Origin of the sequence: Halomonas sp. AOP22-C1-8 (assembly GCF_052378905.1) — a bacterium.
Classification (GTDB): Bacteria; Pseudomonadota; Gammaproteobacteria; order Pseudomonadales; family Halomonadaceae; genus Vreelandella; species Vreelandella citrativorans.
The window spans coordinates 1-26,295 of sequence record NZ_JBQSYD010000013.1 but is presented as its reverse complement, the minus strand read 5'-3'; the positions used below and the strand labels follow the sequence as shown (position 1 = coordinate 26,295).

Here is a 26,295-nt window from a genome sequence, read left to right as displayed (position 1 = left end):
CATGAAAGGTCATGCTTCCAAGCGGGTAGCATCCATTGTCGGAGCCGTGATCGCCATTGCCATCATTGCGGGCGCTGCTGTTCTGGCTTACCACAGCTACGAGAATGCGCGCGCCAATCCGCTGTCAGATGATGCCACTCTGAGGGCCGATATTGTCCACATTGCTCCGTCGGTCGCAGGCCGCATCGTGGCCTTGCATGTTGAGGAAAACGACTTTGTCCGCAAGGGCGATCTTTTGCTGGAAATTGATGACACAGCCTATCGGCTGGCCCTGAAACAGACACAGGCCGACCTGGCCATGGCAACGGCGGCCAGTGGTGATCAGTCTCGAACTATCCGCGCGGAGCAGGCCAATGCAGAAATTGCCGAGGCCCAAATTAATCGAGCCACAACAAACCTGGCGCTGGCGAACCAGACCCTTGACCGTCTGCTGCCGATGGAGTCCAAGGGGTATGTTTCTCAGCAGCAGATCCACGACGCGCGTACTGTTAAACGCAATGCCGAAATCAGCTTGCAGGAAGCGATTCAGCAGCGTCAGGCTGCTGAGGCGCTGGTGGGTAATGATGAAGCAACCCTGGCGTTGATTGAAGCGCGCCGGGCCGCTCAGGACATTGCCCAGCATGAGCTGGACGGCACTCGGGTCTATGCGCCTGCCGACGGTCGGGTTGTCGGAGTGACCGTTTCTGTGGGTGACTACGCGCTGCCTGCCCAGTCCCAGTTCAATCTGGTCAAGACGGACACCTGGTATGCTTCGGCCAACTTCACCGAAACCATGCTGGGTAATATCGCTGTCGGTGACTGCGCCACGGTATACGCGCTGGCTAACCGCGACCGTGCCATTAAAGGCACGGTGGTGGGAATAGGCTGGGGCGTGGCCTCGAAAGACCTGATCGACCTGCCGTTATCGCTGCCGATTGTGCCGAAATCTCTTGATTGGGTGAGAGTTCAGCAGCGCTTTCCCGTCCGCATTCGGCTGGATGACCCGCCAGCAGAATTGATGCGTGTCGGCGCATCGGCGGTGGCAACGGTTCACCACCACGATGGCTGCTGAATCTCCGTGGGGGAAAATCGCCCGCCAGGCGTGGGCGGATATCCAGCCCTTTCCCGGAAGGATGGGCCTGACCTGGCGCGTGGCGCTACTGTGTGCTCTGGTGTCTGCAACGGCCATGCTGCTGAAAATACCTGAGGCCGCGATTAGCTGCTATCTGATCATTTTTCTGTCCAAGCAGGATGCCGTCAAGAACTGCATTATGGCTTTGGGCGTCATTTTGATGGCGTCTACCGTGGTGGTGCTGATGATTCCGATCATCAACGTTAGCATCGACAGCCCTGCCATGCGGCTGGCAGTTATGTTTTTCGCCTCGTATATCTTCCTGTTTCTCAGTTCAGCGACCCCGCTGGGCGAGCAGGCGGCCATTGTTGGCTTGGTGATCGCCTTTATCATGACGCTGGTGACCATGGTGCCGGTTGGTGAGGTCGCTGACAAAGGCTTGCTGATGGCATGGAAAATGGCCTGCATGCCGATGTTTTTGATGATCCTTTTTAACCTGCTGTTCGGCACCCCTTCGCAAACACTAGTGCGTAACCGGATTGTCGAAAGACTGCGCTGTGCGGCAGACCGCATCGAGATACAGCAAGCATCCACAGCTTTTAACACCCTGGTGAGTGAAGGTAATGATGACTCGTTGCAGCAAATGCAGCTCGTCAAGTTACTGCACCTGATATCGACGGCATGCTCTCGCTGGCTCAGCGGAGCCACTGAGACAAGTTATCGCATCCTGATTATCGCGGAGGCCCTGCCTGAAAGCCTGAGTCGTGCAGCAAGGAGTGACCTGGCGGTTGAGTTACGCCAAGCGGCGGATGCTATCGCCAATGATACGTGCCCAGTGCTACAGGTGGCGCCGGAGGCGACAGAAACCGGCTTACAGCCGCTTTATATCGCCTTACAGGGTTTGTCACAGCCGGATGGAGGCGCTGCACAGCCACCGCGTCCGAGAAAAATACCTTTGCTGGCTGCCGATGCGTTTTCTAACCCGATACATCAGCGCTATGCGCTAAAGACATCCGCCGCGGCAGTGCTCTGCTATTTGATTTATACCGGCATGCAGTGGGATGGCATTCATACGGCGATGATCACCTGTTATGTGGCCGCGCTCGGCACTACGGGGGAAACACTGCGCAAACTGACGTTGCGGATCGTCGGTTGTCTGATTGGCGCAGCGATGGGGATCTTTTCGTTAGCCTTTATCATGCCGCACCTAAGCTCCGTCGGTGGCCTGATGGGGCTGGTGTTCTTTGGCGTGCTGATCGGTGCTTGGGTGTCATCAGGTACTGAGCGGATCTATTATGCCGGCGTGCAGATCGCCTTGGCTTTCTTGCTGACCACCCTCAACGGGTTCGGCCCCAGCTTTGATATCTCCCAGGCCAGCAACCGTATCTACGGAATTTTGCTGGGTATTTTTGTCATCTATGTGATCTTCACCCAGTTCTGGCCACGCAGTGTCATCAATCAAGTGGCACGGCAGCTCAACGATGCGTTGGATGCCTTGAGCGATCTCAGTACGCTTTCCAGGCAGGATCAACAGTTGCGCACCCAGGCGGCATCTACTGCATATTTTGCACTGGGCCAGGCCGAAGAGCTGCTCGATATGGTGCCTTTCGAGCCGTCGCGTCTGCGTGCCAGTGCTGATGAGCTGAAGCGCGTGGAGAGAATTGTTGAAGAACTCAATGACCTCACCGGCCAGCTTTACATGGCAGAACAGGATGACGGCACTATCAAAGAGCGCCTGCAGCGACTCAAGTCACAGCTGGTCACTGAGCTTGAAAACCGACGTAACAGGGCGTCTTCGACTTACGAGGGCTCTCCCCTCGACGACGGCGCGTATAGTGATATAGAACGGCAACTCACTCGGATAGAGCGGATTGTGCATGTTGAGAAAAGCTAGCGTGTTCAGATTAGCCAAGCTCAGAACCTGTATTGCTCTGGGCGTTGTTCTTGGCACTATAGGGGGCCTGCAGGGCTGTGCAACGGATGCGCTGAAGAATACTTCCGCCTCCCCCAGCACACCCTGGGTGCCTCAAGGTCAGTCCGTGCTACCTGGCGATTTTTCCGTGTCAGGTTCAGCTGATATCGGCTTGCTGCCAGACCCGGTGTCACAGGATCTACAGTCGGACAAGGTGTATCAGTTACCCGAACTGATAGACTTTGCGCAACGCCATAACCCGTCAACCCGAATTGCCTGGGAGCAGGCGCGCCAGCTGGCGCTGGCCTCTGGAATGGTGGAAGCCACGTTTCTGCCGATCCTGACCGCCAATGTGTTTGCTGGCAGACAGCAAACCAGCATTCCTTATCGCGGGTTGCTGGATGGTGACACTCACCATGTCGATACCACCGTCAGCGGTGTGGCGCCAAACCTTGCTTTGCAGTGGCTAGTGTTTGATTTTGGCCGGCGCGAAGCGCTCAGCGATGCCGCCCGGCACAATGCCTATGCGGCCAACGTCAACTTCAATGGTGCCCACCAGGCGGTGATCTACAACGTGACGCGTAGCTATTACCAGTACGGTGCTGCCAAGGACAGGCTGGCGATTGCTGAGGAGGTGCTGGTCAACAACCGCCTGCTGCAGGATGCTGCTGAGTCCCGCTACGCCAATGGCACCGGCACCAGCATCGCTGTTGCTCAAGCCCGCCAGCTTGTCGCCCAATCCAACCTGCGGATGGTGCAGGCACAGAGTATGCTGCGCGATCAGTATCAGGAGTTGTTGAGTGCTCTCGGTGCTTCGCCGACGACACAGGTCGAGGTGGCCAGCGCATCGAATCGCCCGCTACCGGGTATTGACGAGTTGGCATCGGTGGATTCTGCGATTGAGGCGGCACTCAGCAAGCGGCCGGATGTGCTGGCCAGCTATGCTGAGCTGCAAGCTGCCAAAGCGACAGAGCGTGCCGCCGATGCCGACTTCATGCCCCGGGTATTTGTTGCCGCCGCCACGGGAACCAACAAGAAAAATCTGAGCATTGGTCATTTGCCCAGTATTGGCAACCAGACCACAGGCACCGGGGTGTTCCTGGGGGTGACAATGCCTATCTATGATGGCGGCCTTCTTGCCGCCAAACGCCAGCAGGCAGTCTCTGTCACGGCTTCAGCCGAAGCGGCATTCGAGAAAATTCGCAACACGGCGATGCGCGAGATGGTCGTTGCTGCTGATGCACTGCGCTCCTCACTGGCAGCTTTTGACGCCGCTGATGCGTTGACCGAAGCGGCAGCGGTGACTTACGACGCGGCCTTTGATGCTTATCGCAACGGGGTAGGCACTATCACTGAGGCTACTGCGGCGGAGTCCGGCCTTCTGGATGCAAGGCTGGCACGCTCCGAGGCACATGCGGCAAGCTTGATTGCAGCATCGACGCTTGCGTTCACGCTTGGCGCCATGACCTCAAGCACGTCCCCTTTAGAGGCTATTCCCTGACGCTTGTCCGCCCACCACCCTTCACACGTAAGCTATTTTAGCGCGCTAACTGTCACGTCAGTGTCATAAAAAAGTAGCACGCTTGCTAACTAGACAGTCCTCGTAAAAAGCCTTTGCAAACCGCCTCTAACATCGTCTCTAACACAGTCTCTAATACAAGAGGCATTCAGCCGTTTAATAAGGCGCTTTCACGAACCTGTAAGGGTCTTTTTCAATAGCTATCACGACGTTTGATAAGGCAGCAGGCATATGACCTCCCAGGAAGCTCAATGGCTTAACCGTATTATTGAATCAGAAGATCTGCATGTGTTGTTTCAACCCATCGTGGATGCCAGCCAGCAGTCTATTTACGGCTATGAAGCACTGATACGTGGGCCTAAAACATCGCCGCTGCACTCACCGCTGCGCTTGTTTGATGTGGCCATGCAGGCTGGGCTATTGGTAGAGCTGGACTTGCTGTGCAGGCGGTTGGCGATTCATCGTTTTGCTGAGCTTGAGCTTCCCGGGCTACTCTTTCTTAACGTGATGCCGCTGACCATTGTTAAGCGTGATTTTAAGGAAGGGTTAACGCTTGGCTTTATCCGCGAGAGCGGGCTACCACCCGAGCGGGTGGTGATTGAGCTTACCGAACATGTGCCGATTCACAATTATGAGTTAATGCGCCAAGCAGTTGACCACTACCGCGACATGGGGTTTCAGGTGGCGCTTGATGACTTGGGGGCCGGGCATTCAAGCTTGCGCCACTGGTCGGAGCTACGCCCTGATTTCGTTAAGCTCGACCGGCACTTTATTTCGGGCATTGACCAGGAGCCTGCCAAGCGTGAATTTCTCCGCTCGATTCTGGACGTGGCGCGTAGCCTCGACTGCCAACTGATTGTCGAGGGTGTGGAAACCGCGGCTGAGCATCTCTGCTTGTGGGAACTGGATCGCGGCTTAGCGCTTCTGCAAGGTTTCTACTTTGCCCGGCCAAGCCCACAACCACCGCTAGAGATGCAAACGCGGTTGCCTGCGACCACCCAGTTAGCCAGCCCTGCGGGACGTACTGCGCGCTCTATATTTCGTCACGTTGAGGCCGTTTCGCCCGGCTGTTCGGTGCCCATGCTGTCCGATCGCTTCAGGGCAAACCCGGGCTTACGCTGTGTAGCCGTGGTCGATAACGATAAGCCCTTGGCGGTGGTGCGCCGTAATGCCTTTCTTACTCTGTTTACCAACCCTTATAGCCACTCACTGTATTCCAAACGTCGAGTGCTGGATGTGGCGGATGCTCGGCCGCTGGTTGCTAGCGCGGATACACCGCTTGAAGTGCTTAGTCAGCAGTTGACCGATAGCCATGGCATTGAGCAGGAAGATTTCGTGATTGTGGATAGCGATGGGCGTTATTTGGGCTTGGGCAGTATTGTCGATTTGCTGCGTGAGATTACCGCTATACAGGTTCGGCAGGCGCGTCATGCCAATCCGTTAACTGGCCTGCCGGGGAATATCCTGATCAATGAAACACTGACCAACTATCTCGCCACCGAGAAGGGCTTTGCGGCTGCCTATGTCGACCTGGATAATTTCAAGGCATTTAACGATGCCTATGGTTACGCGCGTGGCGACCATATCATTATTTCGCTGTCGCGCTTGCTCCAGGCGCAGGTAGAAAGTGCCGGAGGCTTTATAGGCCATATCGGCGGAGATGATTTCATGATGCTGCTGCCGTTAAGCCATTGGGAGCACGTGTGTCAGCAGATACTGGACTCCTTCGAGGTGATGGCTCCCGGCTTCTATGAAGAGAGCGACCGTGTTAAGGGCGGGATCTCAATTGAGAACCGCCAGGGCGATGCCAGCTTTTTTCCCTTTGTCAGTGTCTCCATCGCCGTCAAGCCGGTTGTCGATACAGATTCCTGTAAAGCGCTGGATATCGCCTCGCAGCTCTCTGATTTAAAGCATCAGGCCAAAAAAATACCGGGCAATAGCCTGTTTGTTGAACGCCGGGGCTGTTGCACTCAAAAGGTAGAGCTGCATTAAGTGTTTTGAAACCGTCATCAAGTGGTCACTTAAGTGTCGCGGTGTTGTCATCTAGCGTCGGCAGGATGGCGCTATCTTTGAACAACCTTCCAGGTGACGTATGCATGCTGTGACTCTTCCCCGTACTTTGATCAGCGCTGCTGTTGTCAGTGCCTTTGCTCTGGTTGCCGTTAATGCATCGGCAGACCTCTCTGCGCGCTATGTTGATAACGACGGCGACATGGTGGCGGATGCACCCACGGACGAGTCGCAGTGGGTCGACCCCGATACGTTGGTATTTGCTTATACACCGGTTGAAGACCCGGCTGTTTACGCGGATGTTTGGGCCGGTTTTTTGGACCATCTGAGTGAAGCCACGGGCAAAGACGTTCAGTTCTTCCCGGTGCAGTCCAACGCGGCACAGCAAGAAGCGCTGCGCGCTGGCCGCCTGCATGTAGCGGGCTTTAACACCGGTGGTGTTCCGGTTGCCGTGAACTGCGGTGGCTTCCGTCCGTTTGCCATTATGGCAGCAGACGACGGCAGCTATGGCTATGAAATGGAAATCATCACCTATCCAGGTAGCGGTATTGAGTCGGTTGAAGACCTCGAAGGCCGCCAATTGGCGTTTACTTCTGAGACCTCTAACTCAGGCTTCCGGGCACCTTCTGCGCTGCTGCGTTCTGAATATGGCATGGAAGCAGGGGAAGCCTTCGAGACAGCGTTCTCGGGTTCCCACGATAACTCCATTCTGGGCGTTGTGAATCAAGACTACGACGCAGCGGCCATTGCTAACTCCGTTGGCACGCGCATGATTGCCCGGGGCGTAGTGAATGAAGGCGATTACGACATTATCTACACCTCAGAAACCTTCCCCACCACAGCGTACGGTTTGGCGCATAACTTGAAGCCTGAACTGGCTGAACAGATCCAAGACGCGTTCTTCAGCTACGACTGGGAGGGTTCTGCGCTACAGGCTGAGTTTGCCAACTCGGGTGAAGCGCAATTTATGCCGATTACCTATGAAGAGCACTGGTCTGTTATTCGCACGATCGCCGATGCTAACGGTGTGACGTACGAATGTGACTAAGTAAGCCCTTAATTTTGCAGTTACTCGGCCAGAAGGTTAATCCCTTCTGGCCGTTACATTATGTAGATGAGGTAGAGCGATGTTAACACTCAGCGGCGTTACCAAACGCTATCCAACCGGGGACCGTGCGCTTACCGATATCGAACTTACCCTGCCTAAAGGCCAGGTGATGGCGCTTATCGGCCCCTCTGGTGCGGGTAAAAGTACCCTGATTCGCTGTGTAAATCGCTTGGTAGAGCCGACGGCGGGCAGCATTTGCCTGGAAGGAACAGAGCTTACCAGGCTTTCGGGCAGTGGCCTGCGTAAGGCACGCCGCTCAATGGGCATGATTTTTCAGGAGTATGCGCTGGTTGACCGCCTGACCGTGATGGAAAACGTGCTTTCCGGACGGCTTGGCTACGTGGGCTTCTGGCGTAGCTTTTTGCGTCGCTACCCGCAGGATGCCGTTGCTGAAGCGTTTCGTCTGCTTGAGCGGGTAGGTCTGCCTCACGCTATTGATAAGCGCGCCGATGCGTTGTCCGGTGGCCAACGCCAGCGAGTGGGGATTGCTCGGGCACTGTTACAAAGCCCCAAGCTGTTACTGGTAGATGAGCCAACCGCCAGCCTGGACCCCAAAACCTCACGCCAGATTATGCGCCTGATTCGTGAACTGTGTGCTGAGCGCGAGTTGGCGACGATTATCAATATTCATGACGTGGCGCTCGCCCAGCAGTTTGCGGACCGTATTGTGGGTCTGCGGGCTGGCCAGATCGTGTTTGATGGCCGCCCTGACGAGCTAACCAGCGAGATTCTCACCACCATTTATGGCGAAGAGGATTGGGATACCTCTCCTGAACCTGCCGATGAGCCTGACAGTGAGGCCGTTTCCTGTGAGCGCCGCTCTATCGCAGTTGAGATGGCTGGGGTAGCACCATGAGTGAGCAGCGCTCTGCGTATTTTGAAGCCCGCCAACACGCGGCCCGCCAAGGGCATTGGCGTCGGTTACCTCTTGTGCATAGCCAGTGGTTGCATTGGGCTATTGCCTTGGGTGTGGTGGCTTACCTGGTGTTGGCGCTGGCCTCTGTTGAGGTGAATTGGGCACGTGTGGCGGAAGGCACCAGCCGAGGCCTGCGTTTCATTAGCGCGTTTGCGCAGCCTGATTTTTTCAGCCGTGGTAACGATATTATCAATGGGCTGGTCGAGAGTTTGACCATGACGCTTACCTCCACGGTCATTGGGGTAGCGCTCGCGATTCCCGTGGGACTAGGCGCTGCACGCAACATTGCGCCGCTGCCGATTTATTTCGTGTGTCGTAGCATCATTGCTGTCTCACGTACCTTTCAAGAGATCATTATTGCGATCCTGTTTGTGGTGATGTTTGGCTTTGGCCCGCTGGCGGGGATGATTACGCTGGCGTTTGCGACTATCGGCTTTATGGCCAAGCTGTTGGCCGAAGATGTTGAAGACCTGGACTGGCGCCAGGTAGAAGCGGTGAGAGCGACCGGCGCCAGCTGGTGGCAAACCATGAATCACGCTATTCAGCCCCAGGTCATGCCGCGCTTAATTGGCCTTTCCATGTACCGTTTGGATATCAATTTTCGCGAATCGTCAGTGATCGGCATTGTTGGTGCAGGCGGAATAGGCGCCACGCTGAATACCTCGCTTAGCCGCTATGAGTACGACACGTCAGCCGCCATTTTGTTGATCATCATCGCGATTGTGCTGCTGTGCGAATACAGCTCAAGCCACGTCCGCCGTTGGACGCAGTAATCTCCGGAGAATCTATATGCCTGTTTCAACCTCCCGGCAAGGGGTCCCGGTATGGCGGCTACGTACCACGCGTGCCCAGTGGCTGCAATTTAGTGCGTGGCTAGTAGGGATTAGCCTGTTCTTGTTCTGCTGGAAGGTGATTTCCGACAACACCATGTGGGTGTTTGTTGAGGATGCTGGACGCCAGGGCAGTGATCTTTTAAGCCGGATGATGCCCCCTAAATGGGAATACGCCAATGTGCTGTGGAAACCCATGTGGGATACGCTGAACATTGCCACGCTGGGCACCGCCTTGGGGATTGTTATGGCGTTTCCTGTGGCGTTTCTCGCCGCGCGTAACACCACGCCGCATCCGCTAGTGCGAAGCCTGGCGTTGATGGTTATCGTGTCGTCACGCTCTATCAATTCGCTGATTTGGGCCATGCTGTTGGTAACGATCTTGGGTCCAGGCGTCCTGGCAGGCATTATCGCCATTGCGCTGCGCTCGATTGGGTTTGTGGGCAAGCTTCTTTATGAGGCCATTGAGGAAATTCACCCGACGCCTGTCGAGGCCATTAGCGCAACCGGTGCTAGCCGTTTACAGGTCATGAACTACGGCGTTCTGCCTCAGGTCATGCCAGCGTTTGCGGGTATCAGTGTTTACCGGTGGGATATCAATATTCGTGAATCCACCGTGCTTGGCCTGGTGGGCGCTGGGGGGATCGGTCTTCAGTTGAATGCCTCTATCAATATGCTCGCCTGGAATCAGGTCAGCGTTATTTTTGTCATGATCTTCGCCACGGTATTGGTCTCGGAATGGATATCCGCCCGTGTTCGCCACGCGATTATTTAACCCACGAATTGATAAGTCGCCAAGCGAGGAGTTCTGAATGCGCTTTCCTGATGCTGATGTCACCACCATTGATTTGCTGCGCCATGGCGAACCCGTTGGCGGGCGTATGCTGCGCGGTTCCACTGACCATCCGCTGAGTGAAACCGGCTGGCAGCAGGTAACGGATGCCATCATGCGCCATACCGTTGACGGCAGGCCGCCTTATGATGCGGTGCTTACCTCGCCGCTTATGCGCTGTCGTGAGTTTGCGTTGTGGTTAGGTGAAGAGTTTGAGTTGCCAGTACAGATTGAAGACGATCTCGCCGAATTGCACTTGGGACGCTGGGAGGGCAAAACCCACGCTGAGGTGTTTAGCGAGGAGGGCTCCGCGCCGATGAGCGCTTTCTGGAACAGCCCTGAGGCCGTATCACCACCGCAGGGCGAGGCGATGGATGTTTTTGATTCACGGCTTGCTGAAGTATGGCAAAACGTGCTGGCAAACCCGCCTGGTAAGCATGTGTTGGTAGTGGCGCATCTGTTTGTTTGCAATGGCCTGCTGCGCCAGGTGCTGGGGCAACCGTTAGGGCGTGTATTGGCGATGGATTTGCCTTACGCTGCGATGAGTCGTGTACGCCACGAACGCCATGCGTTAGGCGAAACCAGCTTTATTGAGTGGATTGGCCGTTAGTTGAGCTTGGCGCTGCCCTTCAGTTTGCGCCATGATAAGGGCATTGCCACAAGGAGAGCTGCTAATGCCCATCACGTTGGGAAGGTTTACGTTCGCTTTGATGATGTTAATGTGGCTTTCGGGCTGTGCCAGCCGTGATGTCGCTATCGCACCCCCTTCATCGCCCGCCGAATCCCGCGAAGGGCTCTCCATGGAGCGCGTGCTGATCCTGGCCCATGCTCAGCAGGCCATTGGTACGCCTTACCGCTTTGGCGGCAATACGCCCGACGGCCTCGACTGCTCGGGGCTTGTTGAAATGGCGTATCGCGCGGCCGGTATGCGCGTACCGCGCACCGCAGACGCACAGTTCCGTGCGCTACCTTCAGCCAATACCCCCAAACCTGGCGATCTGCTCTTCTTTGGAGAGCGTAGCAAGGCCACGCATGTAGGCATCTATCGCGGCAACCAGCAGATGATCCATGCACCGGGAAGTGGTCGCGCCGTGGTCAGCGTTCCCTTGGATATCGACTACTGGCAGCAGCGCTTTTTAGGCGCCGCTGCACTTGCACCTTGATACCTTGCCTGCACCTTTAACGCACCTACTTACGTATTACATCCCACCTTATGGGACGTAAGGTCGCTTTTTAATGAGTTCTCTCCGGGCCGAAAAAAGTAGTCCTGATGTATGAAAATACCTCATAAGATCAAGGGCACGAGACTGATCGACGGTGATAGTATGTCTCGTCACCTTTTATTAAAAGGCGCGTAAATGGCAGTAGAGGCTGCCAGGTAGCACGCCTTTTAGGCGCGAATGGACAGGAGCCTAGCTATGTATCCGCCTACCCACATACCGTCAAATGCCCCGTTTCCGCGCCAAGTGGGCGTTATACCGGTTAAGAGCGCGGACGCTAAACGCTCACCTGACGAAACCGCCTTTTTATTCGCTAACGAAGCGATCATCATTACCGATCAAGACAATCGAGTCCTGGACGTCAACCCGGCTTTTTGTGAGCTATCCGGGCTTACGCTTGATGAAGTCAAAGGTAAAACACCGGAAGCGTTTAGCATTCTTCCGCTAGAAGATGGCCGTACGGCTCACTTGATGAGCGAAGAGCTCAGGCTGCGTGATCGTAGCAAGCATCAGGTGAGTTACCGGAGTCATGACGGGCAGTATTATCCTGGCATGATGTCGGTCAACCGGGTGCGTGATAAGCAGGGAGGTATCGACCACCACATTATTGTACTGGCCGATTTATCGGCGATTCCAGCCCATGCGCGGCATTTAAATCGTGAAGTCTATTTTGATGCGCTGACAGGTCTGCCCAATTTACAGCTGTTAACGCAATTGATTCAGGAGTCGATTCAGCACGCGGACCAGAAAGGGCTGCCTCTTGCCATTTGCTCGCTGGATATCGACCTCTTTCAAACGATAAACGAGCGTTTGGGTGCCGAGATGGGGGATACCTTACTCTCCTCATTTGCGCAGCGCGTGGGTCATCTGCTGTTTGGTGACGATGTGTTGGCGCGTGTCGGTGGCGATGAGTTTGTGCTGCTGCTGCATCATGGTGTAGACGACGCTTTTTTTGAAAAACTGCTGATGGCGATTCGCAAGCCAATGGTGATTGAAGGCCAGAGTATTTATCTAACCGTAAGCTTGGGTATTACGCTTTATCCCAATGATCATGTGCAGGGCGACATGCTGCTGCGTCACGCCAATCAGGCCATGTACCGTGCTAAACAGCGTGGGCGTGATACGTTTCACTTCTTCGATCCGGACCTTGATAAGCAGCTTCAGGTACGCCACGAACAGCGACAGCGTTTTATCGATGCTCTCCACCACGATGAATTACAGCTCTATTTTCAGCCGCAGGTCGATATGCGCTTGGGGCAAGTAGTGGGGGTGGAGGCGCTTGTCCGCTGGCAGCATCCTGACAAGGGGTTGCTGCTACCCGGCCAATTCCTTCCCCACATAGACACAACGTCGCTGGAAATAGATCTGGGGGAGTGGGTGCTGACACAGGCGCTTGAACAACTTGCCCAGTGGCAGCGCTTGGGCATTACAATACCGATTAGCGTCAATATCAGCCCTACGCATTTGTTGATCAGCACTTTTAGCCAGCGCCTGGCTGAGCTATTAGCGTGCTATCCTCAGGTATCACCACGTATGCTGAAGCTTGAGGTGCTGGAAAGTGCAGCCATGCATGATATACAGGCGGCGCTTCAAAATATTGAGCGCTGCCAAGCGCTTGGGGTGGGGATCGCGATTGACGATTTCGGCACGGGTTACTCATCGCTTACCCATTTGCGACAGTTGCCAGTAGATCTGATTAAAATCGACCAAAGCTTTGTGCGCGATATGCTTAGCGACCCCAACGATATGGCCATTGTGGAAAGCGTGATCTATATGGCTAATCGTTTTAACCGACCCATGCTGGCAGAGGGCGTGGAAACGCTGGCGCACGCCAAGGCGCTCATGAAATTAGGCTGCTTTCTGGCCCAGGGGTTTGGTATCGCCAAGCCCATGCCTGCCGACGCATTGCCCGCTTGGCTTTCGCGATGGCCGTTACGAGCCGATTGGCAGTCACTTACACAACTTCCATAAGCGCTGCGGCTGCGGGGCAGCGGTTAAGCGGCTTGTTCTGAGTTAGCCGCTTCAGGCTCGTTCTGCTCAGGTTCACTCTGCGCAGATCTTGTGGCGCTCTCTTGCTGGGAAGCCTTAAGGCGGGCTTCCAGCAAGTATTGGCGAGCTTGGGCGGCTACCTGCACGTCTTTTGGCGACGGGTCGGCTGGCGCCAGCGCGGCAGCAATCACCGTCTGCATTTTCTCGATAGTGGCCTGTGGGTCCCCCGGGATAGGGCCGTAATCGATAGGCACTTCACCCGCAACGGCGTACTTCTTTCCATCCGGGCCTATTTCATATTCGTAAGTGGCGCCACCGGTATAGGCCCCGCCGGTAATCTGGTGAGCCATCTCATGCTGACGAACATTCCGGTCGGTCTGCTTTAACTGCTCAATCAGCTTGATTTCTTCCGGCGCTAGAGGCGTTCCATCGGGGCGCGTAGGGGCAGCCGCCTCATTATCTGTTTTGGCCGTTTCGTCTTCGGAGGTGGAAGGCGCTTTTAGCGTGTCCTCGGTGTCGTCAGTCGACGACCCACGATGAGAGGCCGTGGAATATGCTGCCCCAACCGGGGAAAAAGCACTGATGGTCGCATCCATAAGCAGTTACCGCCGCTTGAGTCATTACGTTATTGTACGGTTGCGTTACTATAGCGCATTCGTAAACCAATAGAGGCGTGCAAGGGCATGTCACTTGCTGGATAACCGTTTTTAACTGATACCGCTATGCCGTCCATTGATGTGATTCTCCATCTTAGTCCCGATGAATGTCTGGCCCATTATGAAGGGCGCGTTGCCAACGTGCGTACCCGCAGCGTGGATGGGCGTTGGGTGGTGTTTCCCTCCGACGCTATTCGACGTGTGGTAGGGAAAAACGGTGTTCATGGCATTTTCCGGCTGGAGTTCTCAGCGCAAGGGCGCTTTACGAATATCCAGCCGCTATCTCATCTTTAACACGCGTGCATACTTAAAGCGACGAAACGCCACCTGCTAAATAACCCGTACATGGCATTACTATTGCCTATATAATTATGCCATCTCATAAGCGGTTTTCCCCGTTTATGCCGTTAACGCGATCGGGCTTATCCGCCGGATCGTTTACAACCTGCTTATCCAGCATTGGTTGTGGTTGTATCAGGAGATATACCATGTCTGCCTCACCTGTCACATTGATGGTAGCTCGGCGCATTGCCAGCGGCCGTTATCATGATTTTAATCGGTGGTTGAACGAAGGACGCGAGCTGGCGGCTGATTTTCCAGGTTATCTGGGCTCAGGTGTGCTTGCGCCACCCGAGCATCACGACGAATACCAGATTATTTTCCGCTTTAGCAGCAGTGAAACGCTCCATGCATGGGAGCACTCGGCTTCACGGCTTGCTTGGCTTGTGCGCGGCAAGGGGCTTTATGATGCGCCTCATGAGCACCGTGCCACGGGGTTGGATGCCTGGTTTCAAACCGGCTCAGGCAGTGTGCCGCCTCGCTGGAAGCAGGCCGTTGCCGTTTGGTTGGCCTTTTTTCCTATCTCGTTACTCTTTCAGTGGGTATTTGGCGGTATGTTGGCCGATTGGGCACTGATCCCGCGCGTGTTAGTGAGCACTCTGATATTAACGCCAGTGATGGTGTTTGTGTTTATTCCACTCTCCACACGGTTACTGTCGCCTTGGCTGCAAGGGAAGTGGTCACCAATGGATAGGTGGATACATGTGCGGCGCATTAATCGAACATAAGGCTTTTTTTACCTGGATATATGTACTCCATGAGGGGCAACGCTGCTACGCTAACTAAGCTTGCAGTAAAAGGACAACTGCTGCAGGCCTAGCGCCTGCGTATTACATTGCCTTCATGGAGTACTTTATGATTCACGTCCATCATTTGGAAAAGTCACGCTCACATAGAATTTTATGGCTTCTCGAAGTGCTTGCGTTGGACTATGACATCCATGTATATCAGCGTGATCGTAAAACTCAGCAGGCGCCTGAAACACTAAAAAACATTCATCCTTTAGGTAAGTCCCCAGTCATTATGGATGGCGAGTTAGTGATTGCAGAGTCAGGGGCAATCATTGATTACTTAATACACACCTACGGCAAAGAGCGCTTGCAACCTTCTGCCGATAATATCGCCGACTGGGTTGATTACCGCTATTGGCTACATTATGCCGAAGGCTCTTTAATGCCGCTGCTGGTGATGCAACTGGTGTTTAAAAAGATACCCGCACAGTCTCCCTGGTTAATTAAACCGCTCGCTAAAGGCATTGGCGATAAGGTTAGTCAGCAATTTTTAGCGCCTCCGCTTAAGCAGCACCTGGGCTTTATCGAAGATCATTTAGCGCGTAAAGAGAACTTTGCAGGTGAGTGGCCAAGCGGGGCCGATATTCAAATGAGCTTTCCTCTTCAGGCCATAGCTGCCACCCAAACGCTGACAACGTATCCCGCCATTATGCGGTTTGTAGCGCGTATTGATGCTGACCCTGCCTGGCAGCGTGTGGTCGAGCGAGCAGGCCCGCTCACTATGCCAGGCGAGTAACAGGACGATGCAGGATAAGGCTGGATACGTTACTCACCCGCTGTGGTTGATGTCAGGACGACTGCTTGCTCGTACACGCAGAGGCGCTATTAAGGCCGCTACGTTGCTGGGCCTCTGGAGTTTGGCTTTTTCAAGCATGGCCAGCGACACCTTGTTGGTGGGCGTTTATAACAATCCGCCAAAAATATTCGTGGATGACCAGGGGCGTTTGCGCGGCATTTTGGGTGAGCTGCTTGCAGCAATTGCACAAGAAGAGGATTGGCAGCTTGAGAGTATTGCCTGCGAATTCCACCACTGTCTTACCCTGCTTGAACAGGGTGATATCGATATATTGCCCGGGACTGCCTGGGGTGAAGAGCGTGGTGAACGTATCGCGTTTCATCGTGAACCGATTATCCAAAGCTGGTCGCAGATTTATCAGCGCGAAAACGAGCGGGTCGAGGCGATTCTTGACCTTGAACAAAAACGCGTCGCCATTGTAGATGGCTCTATTCAACAGAACTACCTGAGCGCCGTGACAGAACGCTTCGGTGTTGCGGTCACCTGGTTGCCCGTTGATAGCTATGCGGATGCTTTTCAAGCCGTGGCCATGGGGGATGCGGACCTGGCGGTTACCGACCACATCTTCGGAGACTGGCGCGCGCAGGACTATGGGCTATATGAAACGCCCATCATCTTTCAACCTATCCGGCTGTTCTATGCCGGGTCGCCTACTTTGTCGGCAACCATACTGAACCGTATCGACGATGTGCTGCTTGGTTGGAAGCAAAATCCACGTTCAGCGTATTTTAGGATACTGCGTTCCTGGCGTGCCGAAACGCCACCCGATACGATCTCTGCCTGGTTATGGGGCGGGCTTGGTCTGTTAACGGCGCTACTGGCTGTGGCACTAGGCAGTGCATGGTGGCTTAAACGGCGTGTCACGCTAAATAGGGCACAGCTCGATGCTAATGAGGCCATGCTGGCCACTATTCTTAATAACGTGGACGCTTACATCTATATCAAAACACCCTCGTTACATTACCAGTTTGTCAACCAGCGGGTGGTTGAGCTCTTTGGGCTGCCGAAAGAGCAAATTCTGGGTAAGAGCGACGAGGCATTTTTTGATCGTACAACCGCGAATGAAATAGCCCAGATTGACCGCAGTGTGATGGAATCAGGCAAAAAAATAACGCTCGAAGAGAGTAACGTACTACGGCACAACGATAAGGTTCGCACGTTTGTTACTATTAAAATGCCGTTGTCCCTCTCCCCAGGCGAGCCCGCGAGTCTGTGCGGTATTTCCACTGAACTAACCGATTACCTTGAGCTGCAATCGCGTACCAATCATCTGGCGTTTTACGATGCGCTGACAGGCCTGCCTAATCGACGCTTATTGATGGAGTCGTTAAGCGGGAAAATTGAGCAGAAGAATACGTCCCATCTCTATAGCGCACTGCTGACCATTGATCTGGATAACTTTCATCTCGTTAACGATATTCAGGGCCATGAAAGTGGCGACCAGTTGTTGATTGATGTGGCCAAGCAGGTGCGGTCGCTGTTACCAGAAGGGGCTGTGTTGGCCCGCTTTAGTGGGGATGAGTTTGTTGCGCTACTGGCAAAGCTGGGCGAGCATCAGGCGGATGCTGCGCTAAGCGCTGAACGCACAGCTAAGCAGTTGTTGGACGCTATCTCCAAACTGCGTACGGGGCGTTCGCTGCCCGTCAACGCCAGTATTGGTATTACGCTATTCGATGGCTCTGATCATAGTATGAACAGCGTGCTCCAACAGGCCGACTTGGCACTTCAGCAGGCTAAAGCCGCGGGTGGGAATACGCTGCGCTTTTTTAATCGCAGTATGCAAACACGCTTGATCGAGCGGGCCAACCTTGAAGCCGATTTACACCATGCGCTGGCACGTCATGAGCTGGCGTTGCACTATCAAACTCAGGTAAATCATCAAGGCATTACCACCGGTGTGGAGGCGCTTTTACGCTGGTGTCACCCCCAGCGAGGCTGGGTGCCGCCATCGACCTTTATTCCTCTAGCAGAAGAGAATGGGCTAATTATACCCATTGGTTATTGGGTGCTTCATTCTGCCTGCGAGCAGCTTGCCAAGTGGGCCAACCAGGCCACTTATGCTGCGCTGACGATTTCCGTTAACGTGAGCTCGGTACAGTTTCAGCAGCCTGAATTTGTACGCAACTTGGAAGGTCTTCTTGCTCAGACCCAAGCGCCGCCTGGGCGGCTGGTGCTGGAAGTCACCGAAAGCCTGTTAATGCGTGATCCAACACGTGTGCGCAATACAATGCTCAAACTGCGCGCGCAAGGTGTTCGCTTTGCGATTGATGACTTTGGTACTGGCTACTCGTCGTTAAGCTATCTTAAACGACTGCCCTTGGATGAACTAAAGATTGACCAGTCGTTTATCCGTGAGCTTTTAACCGATAAAGCGGATGCGGCCATCGTCGATACCACCATTTTGCTGGCAGTGAGCCTTGGGTTAACGGTGGTAGCCGAAGGGGTCGAGAAGCAAGAGCAACTGGATTGGCTAAAAGGTCATGGCTGTTATCGTTATCAGGGCTACCTGTTTGGCCGACCGACACCCATTGATCGCTTGTTTGAAAGCTACTAAAAAGCTAAACGATAACGCCCTGGATAAGGGCGTTATCAATTATGGTGAGGGCGTGTGTTAAAAAACAGCGTATCAATCTGTCTTAAGAGGCGGTAAAGCTTCCTGCATTAAGCCATAAATGAACGGCAATACTGGCGATGTAGCCCAATAGAATAACCGGCGTCCAGCGCAAGTGGCCCATAAAGGTATAAGAGCCGCGTGCTTGGCCCATAACCGCAACGCCAGCTGCTGAACCAATAGAGAGCAGGCTGCCTCCAACACCGGCGGTTAGGGTGATCAACAGCCACTGCCCGTCAGACATTTCGGGCTGCATGGTGAGCACTGCAAACATCACGGGAATGTTATCCACCACAGCGGAGACCACCCCCAACACAATGTTCGCCCACGTGGCATCCCAGTTGGTATAAAGCGCATCGGACAGCAGACTAAGATAGCCCATAAAGCCAAGCCCACCTACGCACATCACCACGCCGTAGAAAAACAGCAGTGTGTCCCACTCGGCCCGTGCCACGCGGTTAAATACGTCAAACGGTACCACGCTACCTAATTGCGCCAGTTTCTTGTTATCCCCACGACGACTGTAGCGTTCACGCTTACGCTCCAGCGAACGGGGCAGGCTCTTGCGTAGGTAGAAGCCAAAGAACTGAAGATAACCAAGCCCTGTCATCATGCCAAGCACGGGCGGCAAGTGTAAGAAGGTGTGGCAGATGACGGCGGTTAAAATGGTCAGTAAGAAAAGCACGATAATCCGTCGTGCACCGCGTTTCAGTTGCACATCCTCATACACGCTACCGGGCTTTTGGTCCTTGATAAACAGGCTCATGATCATGGCCGGAATCAGGAAGTTAACCAACGAAGGGAGGAAAAGAGTAAAAAACTCCTGGAACTGAAGAATACCTGCCTGCCATACCATCAGCGTGGTGATGTCCCCAAATGGGCTAAAGGCGCCCCCCGCATTGGCGGCGACCACAATATTAATGCACGCCAGGTTAATAAAGCGCTTGTCACCTTCGGCCACCTTGGTAATGACGGCACACATTAGCAGCGCGGTGGTTAAGTTATCGGCAATCGGTGAAAGAATAAATGCCAAGCCGCCGGTCAGCCAGAAAAGCGTGCGATAGTTAAATCCTTTACGCAGCATCCAGGAGCGCAAAGCATCAAATACTCGACGCTCCTCCATGGCGTTGATATACGTCATGGCTACCAGCAGGAACAGCATCAGCTCGGTGAACTCTAAAAGGGTCATGCGAAACGCATATTCTGAGGTTTCTGACATGCCGTTTTGAACATACACCCAGCCGATGAGGCTCCAAATAATACCTGCCGCTATTAGCACTGGCTTGGATTTACGCATATGAATCTTTTCTTCTGCCATCACCAAGGCATATGCCAAAACAAAAATGGCGACAGCAAAAAAACCGATAAAAGATGTCGTTAAATCAATCTCACCCGTCACAGCAAAGGTCGACACACTATAGAAAAATAGTAAGGGGGCTAACAAAAAAAGCCAGCGACGAGAAAATCTCGGCTGGCCTGGGTCGCAATCCTGCGTCAACATGATGCGTTTATCCTTATTTAAAGGTGGTAGGAAGGGTTAATAAGCGGCGTTAAGTATAACAACTTGCCTGTTTTCTAAATAAAGAATAAAACCGAATAAAGATCGTTTATTAACTCGCTATGGCATCTTTTTTTAGCAAATTACCCATTTAGCTAATGGTAAGTTTGTTGATAAAGTGCGATACATTTTAATAGTGATTAATCTTTATGGTAATAAACCAAAGTTGCAAGCGATAAGCAATGCAGTAAGACGAACGATGGCCGCCATACTCTGTTTGCCATTATTGCTCGTCAGTGCTGCCCATGCATCGAATTCAGTGCTGGATAGGGCTGTCTTGGTCGGGCTACTCCGTTGAGGCACAGCGTTCCTGCTCGGCGTATTACATGCTAATGTTAGCGGCGCTAGGCGGGGCACTGTTCACGACCTGGCCCGCTGGCGTTTATTATTCTTTCAGCGCGACAAAAAAATCAGGCCGTTGAGGTCGCTGGATACCAGGAATTGACACATGCTCCCCTTTATACGCTCTGCTTTATGCACGCCCTTACTCGTAGCCACCACGCTTTCACTTAGCCTGGCTGCCCAAGCGGAAACCCGCGTTACCTATAAGTCGGCAACGGCGGGAACGGCTTATTATCAGATGGGCGTCGAGTTATCAGAAGCCATTCGCCAAGGCACGGATGACGCTATTATTCTTACCCTGGAAGAGAGCCAAGGCTCGGTGCAAAACGTGATGGAAGTCATGGCGCGCCAGGGTAACTATGTTTTTACCACGCCGCCTGCATTGGTTGACCAGGCCATGGCGGGTGAAGGGCCTTTTGCTGAACGTCAGAACCCACGTTTTCAGGAGATCCGCGGCCTGTTTCCCATTCCAGCGATTACCATGCATTTCATCCTGAGCGAGGATAAAGGTGTCGTGGGTATTGAGGAACTTGAAGATAAACATATCCTGATTGGCCGGGGCACGTTCGGCGCACGTGAAGCCGCGCGTTACCTGGCGCTGTTTGGGTTGGAAGAGAGTGTACAGGTCGCCGATGCTGCCTTGGGCAGCGGCCCCGACGCGTTGAAAAACGGACAGATTGACGGCTTTGTAACCGCCAGCTCTTATCCAACGCCCAATATTATCGAAGTGGCTGCGGGCATGCCGATTGCGATGGTGAGTCTCACTGACGAGCAGATCGACATGACCGGCGCGCCGCGTCAGGTAATTCCTGGCGGCACCTACCCAGGTATTGATGAGGACGTACAAACCACGTCGTTGCCGGTCATGGCGTATACCACATCACAAATGGATGACGAAACCGCGTATACGTTGACCAAAACCTTCTGGGAACGCCGTGACGCCATGGCTGAAGAGACCGCGTGGTGGGGCGGTATTACCCCGGACCAGCTTGCCAATATGGCAGGTATGCTGCACCCCGGTGCTCTGCGCTATTACGAGGAAGCCGGCATCGACGTTCCCGAATCGCTGCGTTAATTCTCCCTCAGGCAGTGCCGACGCCACGAGGTCCGCTTCGTGGCGTCGCTATTTGTTGTTGACTCGTTTCTGATAGGCATAGGGCATGACACTTTTTTCAACTTCGACGCTAGACGACGAGGCGCCCGCTGCGCGTGGCTGGGTAGCGCTGGGCACCTTAAGCGTGGTTTTCCACATGGGGCTTATCTTTTACGGGTTAACGCCTGCGTTAATTAGTCGACCGCTGCATATGGCATTACTGCTGCCCTGGGTGCTGATATTTATGGCTAAAACGCCTTGGCAGCGGGCGAGTGGCTGGGTGCTGACACTACTGGGTGTGGCGGCCTGTGGCTATATCGCCCTTAACGAAGCATCACTGGCTAACCAGTACGGTTTTATTGATAGCCATCTGCAGATGGGGATTGGGCTTTTTTTGATCGCTCTGGCGCTTGAAGCGGCGCGCCGTGCTATTGGCTGGCCCTTACCGTTGGTTGCGTTGCTCGCTTTGCTGTATGGCGCTTTTGGACAGTATGTTCCTGGCACGTTTGGTCACCCAGGCATTCCCCTGCCAAGCATGGTGGGCTCGCTGACCATTGCCGAAGGCGGGCTGTGGGGATCGCTTACCGGTGTCAGTGTGGGCGTCGTCGCGATTTTCGTTATTTTTGGAGCTGTGCTTAACGCGGGCGAGGCAGGCCAAGGGTTTATGAATCTGGCAAGTGCTGTGGCGGGCCGATTAACCGGTGGCGCGGCTAAAGTCTCGGTGATCTCTTCGGCGCTGATGGGGTCCATTTCCGGGTCGGCCTCCGCCAATGTGGCGTCTACCGGGGCCATTACCATTCCTTCCATGGTGCGTTTGCGTTATCCGAAATCCCTGGCAGGGGCGGTGGAAGCCGTGGCCTCCTCGGGTGGACAAATCATGCCGCCCTTGATGGGAGCGGGGGCTTTCGTCATGGTGGAGCTCACTGGAACCCCCTACACGCAGATTATGGCGGCGGCTGTTTTACCGGCGTTTCTTTACTTTCTAACGGTCTGGATGGGGATTAATGCTTACGCGACTCGGCATGATTTGCAGCCTTTGGATAAAAGCGATCAGCCCAGCCGTAAAGAGGTGCTGATTACCTCGCTATTTTTTGCGGTCCCGTTTGTGTTGCTGCTGGCGTGTATTTTTATCAGCGGATACACCCCTCAGTATGCGGCGAGCATTGCCATTTTTGCCAGTTTGGCCCTGCTGTTTTTTAACGTCACACTGCGTTTTTCTCTTTCCGGTTTTATAACCCGATTTATGCTTGCCATGGTGACCGCTGGGCGGCAGATTGCGATGATTGGCGCGATTATTATTTGCGCCTCGCTGGTGATAGGCGTGCTTTCGCTGACCGGGCTTGGGGTGAAAATTACCTCCGGTATCCTGTCGCTTTCCAACGATATGCTGTGGCCGGCGCTGTTGTTGACGGCACTGGCGTGTTTGATTCTGGGCATGGAAGTCCCCACCACGGCCGCTTATGTCATCTGTGTCTCAGTGGCGGGACCTGCACTGACATCGCTGGGGCTTGAGCTGTTACTCGCGCACTTATTTGTCTTCTGGTATGCGCTACTGTCGACGATTACACCGCCGGTGTGTGGTGGTGTCTTTATCGCGGCGGGCATGGTGGGAGAGAACTGGCTTAAGGTAGCGCTGAAGGCCATGGCGCTGGGTATTGGGCTTTATATCATTCCGTTAGCAATGGTCGCTAATCCTGACATGATTCGGCTTGCCTTTGACCCTGCTGGTGCGCTGTTCGATACCGCCAAGGTGGCCGTAGGCTTGGGGGCGATCTCCTTTGGCATCATTGCCCATAAAGCGCTCTGGCTGCGCCTGGCGCTTGTGGTGGTGGGCGCGCTGATTATCTTCGCACTCTAGCTTGCCGGGTTCGCCGCTGCTAATGCACGCTATAAATGCAGCGGCGAACCCTCATTCAACGCTTCGTTGGCGTAGATAACCCAGCTATCAATGGCCGGTCCTAGCGAGCGTACCAAGGTTAGCGTGTCAGGTGCCTGGGCCAATGCTTCTTCTGCACAAATGCCGGCTTGATAACGACCTTCGATTAATCCATTGGCAACGTCGACGGTTGTCGGTGCCTCAATGATCGTCTTGAACGCGCTTAAATCAGTGTAGTAACGCGTGGCAGGCTGAAGCGCGATGTGTTCTGGTTCGGAAGCATCACGACGGGCGAGCAGCGCCAGCGGCTTACTGCCCGCAATAAACGTATCGACTGGAAAGGCGCGATGCATATAGCGACCTACGCAGTCGGCATGGCTGAAGTGGGCCGTACATTGCAGTACATGGGTGAGCTCTCCGGCCAGCAGTGCCTCGAAAGCCGCCTCAAACGTGTCGAAGAAAATACATTGGCCGCCATGCGCTGCCCGACCACTGAGATAGCGCTCAGCGACCAGCGCATGATTGTTGCCTTCAGGCCCCAGAGTACCAAGAATCATTGTGCTTCCTTATGCCGTTAACGCCGTATGGTCGAGCGCAAGCCGTTGTCGTAAAAAGCCTAACTAATCACTGTAAAACTGGCCGTTAAATACGCTATATATCCTACCAGGAGCAATAACCCCTCACCACGTGATAAACGTAGGCCGGTATAGAGGAAAGCAATCAGCAGCGCAGAGGCGCCCAGCATTACCCACTGGTCAAAGGATGCCATGCGCTCAACAAGCGGTAGCGGCTGAAGAAAGGCGGAGACGCCCAGTATGCCGAGTAAATTAAAGATATTGCTGCCCAGAATGTTGCCCACTGCCACATCGGCATGACGCCGCAGCGCCGCGATCACCGATACCGCGAGCTCAGGTAGTGAGGTGCCGATCGCCACGATGGTAAGCCCGATAACCGCTTCTGAAATCCCCAGCGCCTGAGCAATGCCGACGGCGCCATAAAGCAGCAATTGGGAGCCGCCGATCAGTAGAGCCAACCCGCCGATTAAAGCCACCACGATAAACAGCGTGCTGCTGGGCAGTTGGGTCACTTCCTCTGCCTCGGCCGTGTGTAGCTCGGCAGAAGGGGAGTGCTGGCCGCTTTCGCTGCGGTAGGCCCATACCAGATAAGCCGCCAGGCTTGCGAGTAGCACTGCTGCATCGAAACGCCCCAGGCTGCCGTTAAACGCTAAAAGAATAAACAGCCCAGTGGCGAGCATCATTACCAACCCATCGCGCTTAAGCGCTTGGGGCTGGGTGGTCAGCGGGCAGATAAGTGCACAAAGGCCCAGAATCAACAGGATATTGCCGATATTGCTGCCGACCACATTGCCAATCGCAATGTCGGGCTGCTGGTTCATGGCGGCATGGATCGAGACCACCAGTTCAGGCGATGAGGTACCAAAGCCGACAATCACCAATCCGGTAAACAGCGGTGATACGCCCAGCCGTTTGGCCCCGGCGACGGCGCCGCGAATCAATCCTTCGCCACCTAGCGTTAAAAGCACAATACCGGCTAATAAACTCAGTCCATAAAGCAGCATAAAGGGCCTCTCATGTAGTCTAAGCGCTTATTGTTAGTGACTATAAGCGTAAACTCGGTACGTGGCGAGACACATTATTTTTCAGCCATAGGGGGTTCAAATATTCGCTAAGGGCCAGCTAGTGAAGGGGCGTGTCGGACGTTACTTGCTTGAGCCAACGCTGCTTGGCATGGTTTCTAAGGTTCTGAATTTTATCCGTTTCATCCACAATATCCTGACCCAAGATCGTTTCGATAACGTCCTCAAGGGTAATAATGCCAAGCCATGTCCCATGTTCATCATGGATCACACGCATATGGTGACGGCTGGTTAGCATGTCCGTAAATACCTGCTCAACGCTTGCGCTATCGGCGATGCTCCCCATCGGGTGCATCAACGTTTGCATGGTTTGGCCAGGCTCGGCGTGATAAACATCAAGCTTATGTACATAGCCTAACGCCTGCTCGTTTTCGTCCATCACAGGGTAGCGCGTAAAAGAGAGCTTGCCAAAGCGCTCATCGAAAGCGCTCACTGTCATTTCCGGGGTGACCGTTTCACTGACGGCGCGTGGTGTCATCGCCTTGGTCACCGGAATCTCATGCAGATTAAGGATATTAGTGATCGTACGTGTTTCATCATTATCCATCACTTTTTCTTCCAAGCCTGCGCGCGCTAATACTTTGATTTCACTGCGTACATCAATGCCTTCATCTGCCTCACCCAGCCGTTGAGTAATCATTTTTGATAGCCAGATAAAGGGCATTAACACCACCATTAAGGTATTTAAAATAGGAGGCAGAAAAGGAGCCAAACGGCGCCAGTAGTTGGCACCTAACGTTTTAGGAATAATTTCTGAAAATACCAGAATGAGAATGGTCATAACTGCCGAGGCAACAGCGACATAAACATCCCCAAATACAGCGGCTACCTGAGCGCCTATCCCGGTCGCGCCCGCCGTATTAGCGATAGTGTTAAGCGTTAAAATGGCCGCAAGCGGGCGGTCGATATTGGCTTTTAATGTATCAAGTGCTTTATGTAATTTAGGACGCTCTTCTTTAAGCTGAGCAATATAGCTTGGTGTAATCGACAGCAATGAGGCTTCAAGTATCGAACAAAGGAAAGAAGCTGAAATAGTTAAAATAACAATGATTGTTAAGAGCACCATATATAATGTCTCGCCAGATAAAGAGAGCGTTAAGATCTTTATAGTTAAGCTGTTTTGACTGTCAATAAAATGGCGCCGACTTCTAATTTATGTTGTTTTAATAAAAGCTATATAATGTATAAC

At 53.8% G+C, this 26,295-nt stretch carries 22 protein-coding genes; 17 read left to right on the top strand and 5 right to left on the bottom strand.

Going from position 1 to position 26,295, the window contains the following annotated elements:
• The first annotated feature begins 1 nt into the window (after position 1).
• From mdtN to ACT3TY_RS08820, 11 genes are all read left to right on the top strand, one after another.
• Entirely contained in the window at positions 2–1,051 is a 1,050-nt protein-coding gene (gene mdtN / locus ACT3TY_RS08870) for a multidrug transporter subunit MdtN (protein ID WP_441678180.1), read from the top strand.
• Positions 1,041–2,945 carry an FUSC family protein gene (locus tag ACT3TY_RS08865; protein ID WP_444627948.1) on the top strand — a complete coding sequence of 635 codons (1,905 nt, stop codon included), beginning with the start codon at positions 1,041–1,043 and terminating at the stop codon, positions 2,943–2,945. The genes mdtN and ACT3TY_RS08865 overlap by 11 nt, the downstream gene beginning before the upstream one ends.
• Positions 2,929–4,464: a TolC family protein gene (locus ACT3TY_RS08860; RefSeq protein ID WP_441678183.1), complete on the top strand. Its 1,536-nt coding sequence runs from the start codon at positions 2,929–2,931 to the stop codon at positions 4,462–4,464. The genes ACT3TY_RS08865 and ACT3TY_RS08860 overlap by 17 nt, the downstream gene beginning before the upstream one ends.
• A 249-nt stretch (positions 4,465–4,713) precedes the next feature.
• The gene (locus tag ACT3TY_RS08855; protein ID WP_444627947.1) at positions 4,714–6,474 is read left to right on the top strand and encodes a bifunctional diguanylate cyclase/phosphodiesterase; all 1,761 of its coding nucleotides are present in this window, start codon (positions 4,714–4,716) and stop codon (positions 6,472–6,474) included.
• Between the two features lie 100 nt (positions 6,475–6,574).
• Positions 6,575–7,540 carry a phosphate/phosphite/phosphonate ABC transporter substrate-binding protein gene (phnD, locus tag ACT3TY_RS08850; RefSeq protein WP_172117627.1) on the top strand — a complete coding sequence of 322 codons (966 nt, stop codon included), beginning with the start codon at positions 6,575–6,577 and terminating at the stop codon, positions 7,538–7,540.
• 79 nt (positions 7,541–7,619) lie between these two features.
• Positions 7,620–8,456: a phosphonate ABC transporter ATP-binding protein gene (gene phnC / locus ACT3TY_RS08845; RefSeq protein WP_444627946.1), complete on the top strand. Its 837-nt coding sequence runs from the start codon at positions 7,620–7,622 to the stop codon at positions 8,454–8,456.
• The gene (gene phnE, locus ACT3TY_RS08840; protein WP_444627945.1) at positions 8,453–9,289 is read left to right on the top strand and encodes a phosphonate ABC transporter, permease protein PhnE; all 837 of its coding nucleotides are present in this window, start codon (positions 8,453–8,455) and stop codon (positions 9,287–9,289) included. The genes phnC and phnE (ACT3TY_RS08840) overlap by 4 nt, the downstream gene beginning before the upstream one ends.
• A gap of 16 nt (positions 9,290–9,305) precedes the next feature.
• Positions 9,306–10,121 carry a phosphonate ABC transporter, permease protein PhnE gene (phnE, locus tag ACT3TY_RS08835; RefSeq protein WP_172117624.1) on the top strand — a complete coding sequence of 272 codons (816 nt, stop codon included), beginning with the start codon at positions 9,306–9,308 and terminating at the stop codon, positions 10,119–10,121.
• A 37-nt stretch (positions 10,122–10,158) separates the two neighbouring features.
• The gene (locus ACT3TY_RS08830) at positions 10,159–10,788 is read left to right on the top strand and encodes a histidine phosphatase family protein (protein WP_087108773.1); all 630 of its coding nucleotides are present in this window, start codon (positions 10,159–10,161) and stop codon (positions 10,786–10,788) included.
• Between the two features lie 64 nt (positions 10,789–10,852).
• Positions 10,853–11,341 carry a C40 family peptidase gene (locus ACT3TY_RS08825; RefSeq protein ID WP_444627944.1) on the top strand — a complete coding sequence of 163 codons (489 nt, stop codon included), beginning with the start codon at positions 10,853–10,855 and terminating at the stop codon, positions 11,339–11,341.
• A 255-nt stretch (positions 11,342–11,596) separates the two neighbouring features.
• The gene (locus tag ACT3TY_RS08820) at positions 11,597–13,369 is read left to right on the top strand and encodes a putative bifunctional diguanylate cyclase/phosphodiesterase (protein ID WP_444627943.1); all 1,773 of its coding nucleotides are present in this window, start codon (positions 11,597–11,599) and stop codon (positions 13,367–13,369) included.
• A gap of 23 nt (positions 13,370–13,392) precedes the next feature.
• On the opposite strand, the gene ACT3TY_RS08815 is transcribed toward ACT3TY_RS08820, so the two are convergent.
• The gene (locus tag ACT3TY_RS08815) at positions 13,393–13,983 is read right to left on the bottom strand and encodes a putative metalloprotease CJM1_0395 family protein (protein ID WP_444627942.1); all 591 of its coding nucleotides are present in this window, start codon (positions 13,981–13,983) and stop codon (positions 13,393–13,395) included.
• A gap of 126 nt (positions 13,984–14,109) precedes the next feature.
• Here ACT3TY_RS08815 and ACT3TY_RS08810 point away from each other — a divergent pair, with 126 nt between their 5' ends.
• The 4 genes from ACT3TY_RS08810 (at position 14,110) to ACT3TY_RS08795 (ending at position 18,523) form a co-directional block, all read left to right on the top strand.
• A complete protein-coding gene (locus ACT3TY_RS08810) occupies positions 14,110–14,337 on the top strand; it encodes a DUF2835 family protein (RefSeq protein ID WP_444627941.1) in 228 nt (75 codons plus the stop codon).
• A gap of 194 nt (positions 14,338–14,531) precedes the next feature.
• Complete coding sequence (locus ACT3TY_RS08805) at positions 14,532–15,110, top strand: antibiotic biosynthesis monooxygenase (protein ID WP_444627940.1); 579 nt, start codon at positions 14,532–14,534, stop codon at positions 15,108–15,110.
• Positions 15,111–15,237: 127 nt separating this feature from the next.
• Positions 15,238–15,909: a glutathione S-transferase gene (locus ACT3TY_RS08800; protein ID WP_444627939.1), complete on the top strand. Its 672-nt coding sequence runs from the start codon at positions 15,238–15,240 to the stop codon at positions 15,907–15,909.
• A gap of 7 nt (positions 15,910–15,916) precedes the next feature.
• Positions 15,917–18,523 carry an EAL domain-containing protein gene (locus ACT3TY_RS08795; protein WP_444627938.1) on the top strand — a complete coding sequence of 869 codons (2,607 nt, stop codon included), beginning with the start codon at positions 15,917–15,919 and terminating at the stop codon, positions 18,521–18,523.
• A gap of 82 nt (positions 18,524–18,605) precedes the next feature.
• Here ACT3TY_RS08795 and nhaD read toward each other — a convergent pair whose 3' ends face one another.
• Positions 18,606–20,081 (bottom strand): sodium:proton antiporter NhaD, encoded by a 1,476-nt coding sequence (gene nhaD, locus ACT3TY_RS08790; RefSeq protein WP_444627937.1) that lies wholly within the window; start codon positions 20,079–20,081, stop codon positions 18,606–18,608.
• Between the two features lie 505 nt (positions 20,082–20,586).
• Here nhaD and ACT3TY_RS08785 point away from each other — a divergent pair.
• The gene (locus tag ACT3TY_RS08785; RefSeq protein WP_444627936.1) at positions 20,587–21,555 is read left to right on the top strand and encodes a TAXI family TRAP transporter solute-binding subunit; all 969 of its coding nucleotides are present in this window, start codon (positions 20,587–20,589) and stop codon (positions 21,553–21,555) included.
• A gap of 85 nt (positions 21,556–21,640) precedes the next feature.
• Positions 21,641–23,431, top strand: coding sequence for a TRAP transporter permease (locus ACT3TY_RS08780; RefSeq protein ID WP_444627935.1), 1,791 nt, complete (start codon positions 21,641–21,643; stop codon positions 23,429–23,431).
• A gap of 29 nt (positions 23,432–23,460) precedes the next feature.
• Here ACT3TY_RS08780 and ACT3TY_RS08775 read toward each other — a convergent pair whose 3' ends face one another.
• The 3 genes from ACT3TY_RS08775 to ACT3TY_RS08765 all read right to left on the bottom strand — a co-directional run bounded on the left by ACT3TY_RS08775 (position 23,461) and on the right by ACT3TY_RS08765 (position 26,172).
• Positions 23,461–24,006, bottom strand: a complete 546-nt coding sequence (locus tag ACT3TY_RS08775) for a hypothetical protein (RefSeq protein WP_444627934.1) — start codon at positions 24,004–24,006, stop codon at positions 23,461–23,463.
• Between the two features lie 59 nt (positions 24,007–24,065).
• Positions 24,066–25,025 (bottom strand): calcium/sodium antiporter, encoded by a 960-nt coding sequence (locus tag ACT3TY_RS08770; RefSeq protein WP_441678240.1) that lies wholly within the window; start codon positions 25,023–25,025, stop codon positions 24,066–24,068.
• Between the two features lie 121 nt (positions 25,026–25,146).
• Positions 25,147–26,172: a CNNM domain-containing protein gene (locus ACT3TY_RS08765; protein ID WP_444627933.1), complete on the bottom strand. Its 1,026-nt coding sequence runs from the start codon at positions 26,170–26,172 to the stop codon at positions 25,147–25,149.
• Positions 26,173–26,295 lie beyond the last annotated feature (123 nt).

Coding starts and splice junctions, on each gene's coding strand:
- phnE (WP_444627945.1), top strand. CDS start 8,453: ATGAGTGAGCAGCGCTCTGCGTATTTTGAAGCCCGCCAACACGCGGCC.
- phnC (WP_444627946.1), top strand. CDS start 7,620: ATGTTAACACTCAGCGGCGTTACCAAACGCTATCCAACCGGGGACCGT.
- phnE (WP_172117624.1), top strand. CDS start 9,306: ATGCCTGTTTCAACCTCCCGGCAAGGGGTCCCGGTATGGCGGCTACGT.
- ACT3TY_RS08810 (WP_444627941.1), top strand. CDS start 14,110: ATGCCGTCCATTGATGTGATTCTCCATCTTAGTCCCGATGAATGTCTG.
- ACT3TY_RS08800 (WP_444627939.1), top strand. CDS start 15,238: ATGATTCACGTCCATCATTTGGAAAAGTCACGCTCACATAGAATTTTA.
- ACT3TY_RS08855 (WP_444627947.1), top strand. CDS start 4,714: ATGACCTCCCAGGAAGCTCAATGGCTTAACCGTATTATTGAATCAGAA.
- ACT3TY_RS08860 (WP_441678183.1), top strand. CDS start 2,929: ATGTTGAGAAAAGCTAGCGTGTTCAGATTAGCCAAGCTCAGAACCTGT.
- ACT3TY_RS08780 (WP_444627935.1), top strand. CDS start 21,641: ATGACACTTTTTTCAACTTCGACGCTAGACGACGAGGCGCCCGCTGCG.
- nhaD (WP_444627937.1), bottom strand. CDS start 20,081: ATGTTGACGCAGGATTGCGACCCAGGCCAGCCGAGATTTTCTCGTCGC.
- mdtN (WP_441678180.1), top strand. CDS start 2: ATGAAAGGTCATGCTTCCAAGCGGGTAGCATCCATTGTCGGAGCCGTG.
- ACT3TY_RS08795 (WP_444627938.1), top strand. CDS start 15,917: ATGCAGGATAAGGCTGGATACGTTACTCACCCGCTGTGGTTGATGTCA.
- phnD (WP_172117627.1), top strand. CDS start 6,575: ATGCATGCTGTGACTCTTCCCCGTACTTTGATCAGCGCTGCTGTTGTC.
- ACT3TY_RS08815 (WP_444627942.1), bottom strand. CDS start 13,983: ATGGATGCGACCATCAGTGCTTTTTCCCCGGTTGGGGCAGCATATTCC.
- ACT3TY_RS08825 (WP_444627944.1), top strand. CDS start 10,853: ATGCCCATCACGTTGGGAAGGTTTACGTTCGCTTTGATGATGTTAATG.
- ACT3TY_RS08830 (WP_087108773.1), top strand. CDS start 10,159: ATGCGCTTTCCTGATGCTGATGTCACCACCATTGATTTGCTGCGCCAT.
- ACT3TY_RS08805 (WP_444627940.1), top strand. CDS start 14,532: ATGTCTGCCTCACCTGTCACATTGATGGTAGCTCGGCGCATTGCCAGC.
- ACT3TY_RS08765 (WP_444627933.1), bottom strand. CDS start 26,172: ATGGTGCTCTTAACAATCATTGTTATTTTAACTATTTCAGCTTCTTTC.
- ACT3TY_RS08865 (WP_444627948.1), top strand. CDS start 1,041: ATGGCTGCTGAATCTCCGTGGGGGAAAATCGCCCGCCAGGCGTGGGCG.
- ACT3TY_RS08775 (WP_444627934.1), bottom strand. CDS start 24,006: ATGATTCTTGGTACTCTGGGGCCTGAAGGCAACAATCATGCGCTGGTC.
- ACT3TY_RS08820 (WP_444627943.1), top strand. CDS start 11,597: ATGTATCCGCCTACCCACATACCGTCAAATGCCCCGTTTCCGCGCCAA.
- ACT3TY_RS08785 (WP_444627936.1), top strand. CDS start 20,587: ATGCTCCCCTTTATACGCTCTGCTTTATGCACGCCCTTACTCGTAGCC.